This window comes from Paracoccus sp. S4493 (genome assembly GCF_000967735.1).
GTDB classification, from domain to species: domain Bacteria; phylum Pseudomonadota; class Alphaproteobacteria; order Rhodobacterales; family Rhodobacteraceae; genus Paracoccus; species Paracoccus marcusii.
Window position 1 is genome coordinate 1 of sequence record NZ_JXYF01000023.1, and the last position, 1,849, is coordinate 1,849.

At 65.1% G+C, this 1,849-nt stretch carries 3 protein-coding genes; all 3 read right to left on the reverse strand.

Going from position 1 to position 1,849, the window contains the following annotated elements:
- On the reverse strand, positions 1–259 hold a 259-nt coding region (locus TW83_RS04910), incomplete at its 3' end, for a dihydroneopterin aldolase (RefSeq protein ID WP_239441286.1).
- A gap of 41 nt (positions 260–300) precedes the next feature.
- Positions 301–897, reverse strand: coding sequence for a cell wall hydrolase (locus TW83_RS04915; RefSeq protein ID WP_052714635.1), 597 nt, complete (start codon positions 895–897; stop codon positions 301–303).
- Positions 898–1,221: 324 nt separating this feature from the next.
- Positions 1,222–1,849 (reverse strand): putative PEP-binding protein (locus TW83_RS04920; RefSeq protein ID WP_343251964.1); only part of this gene is annotated, 628 nt, incomplete at its 5' end.

Here is a 1,849-nt window from a genome sequence, read left to right on the forward strand (position 1 = left end):
CGGCGATGCGTTCGGCCAGCGTCTCGACAAGGTTGTAGCGCTGATCGGCCAACGCCGTGTCGACCGCCTGCGTCAGTACGTCATAGGACAGTACGGCGTCGACGTGATCGCCGCTGCCCGCGACGGTCTCTCGCAGATCCACGGTAAGGTTGAATCGCAGGCGCTGATCCAAGCCGCGTTCAGATTGAAAGGCGCCGATCTCGGCCGAAAGGACGTGGTCGCGCAGAAAGATGCGGTCGGGATGTTCCATATCCGCCATTCACAGCAAATCCGCGGCGCGGGCAACCCCCGCCGCAGACCTCAGTTCGAGGCGACGCGCTGATTGGTGCGATAGAAGATGTGGCGGCCGATCTGGACGGTGCGCTGGAAACGGCGCGACCAGGACGGGCTGACCGCCGGGGTGTGGAAATAGGTGGCGCCACCGGTCAACTGGCGCGGTGCGCCGGCCAGCGCTTCGGCCGCGATGTCCTGGGCGCGCAGATAGGCGGCCTTGTTGCGGATCGGCTTGGCGCCGCCGATGGTATAGCTGAACTGGCTGGGCTGGTTGATCACGCCGCAGACGGTGCGGGGAAAGGCGCCGCTGTCGACGCGGTTCAGGATGACCTCGGCCACGGCCATCTGACCCTGGCGACCTTCGCCGCGGGCCTCGTGGTAGAGGGCCTCTGCCATGCAGTCCAGATCGGCGCGGGAAATCACCTTGCGCGTGTTGGCCAGATGCAGGGTTTCGACGGGCTCATCGGGAGTGATCTCGACCGTGACGGGCATCGCGTCGGTATAAAGCAGCGGCGTGGGCCGCGGCGCGTTCGCGGCGGCTTGCAAAGCGCCGAACATGCCGGTATCGGCGGAAAAAAGCGATCCGTTTCCCCCGGCAAGGGCAGTGGTCGTCAGAAGGGGCATGGCTGTTGCCGCACATAAAAGAGCGTGCGCCAGCCGTTTCGACAGCTTGGGCATGTACAGTCCTATACAAGGTCCCGTGTTGACGGGGCATTAATGCCCGGTCGACAGGGATGGTCTGTCACGCCGGGCGGGCTGACGATGTGATTAGGATTTTCGGCATCTGCTGTGCCATCCCACTTCGGCGTGAGGCCCGGAACCGGCCCGTTCGAGGCGGTTTTGGGCAGCAATCCGCCACGCCGTTGCGCGGAAACCGGCAACTTCCGGCACATGGGTGTAGGGGTCAGATGTTATGTCCAGCCAAATCAGCAACTTGCAGTTGCAGAATCACGACCGGGGCACAGGCGGGCGGTTTCTGATGGCCGATTGCGCCGCCGCAAGCCGCGCGACCGGCACGCGGAAGGGTGAACAGGACACGTAATCCACACCTGCCTGATGGCAGAACGCGATGGATTCGGGGTTGCCGCCATGCTCTCCGCAGACGCTCAGGGTGATGCCCGGAGCCTGCGCGCGGGCCCGCTGCACGCCGATCAGCAACAGCTCTCCGACCCCGTCCTGATCCAGGACATGGAAGGGATCCTCGGCATAGACCCCCTGGCCCACATAGGTTCCCATGAAGCGCCCGGCATCGTCGCGCGACAGGCCATAGGTCATCTGCGTCAGATCGTTCGTGCCGAAGGACAGGAAGGCGCTGTGGGCCGCGATGTCGCCGGCACGCAGGGCGGCACGCGGCGTTTCCACCATCACGCCGAGGCGATAGGTGAAATCGGTGCGCATCTCGTTCCTGACGGCGGCCGCGACGGCGTCGATGCGGGTCTTGACCAGCTCGACCTCGCGCATGGCGCTGACCAGCGGGATCATGATCTCGGGGACGACGGGGTCGCCCTTGCGGCTGGCCTGGACGGTCGCCTCGAAGATCGCGCGGGCCTGCATGTCATAGATTTCGGGAACGGTG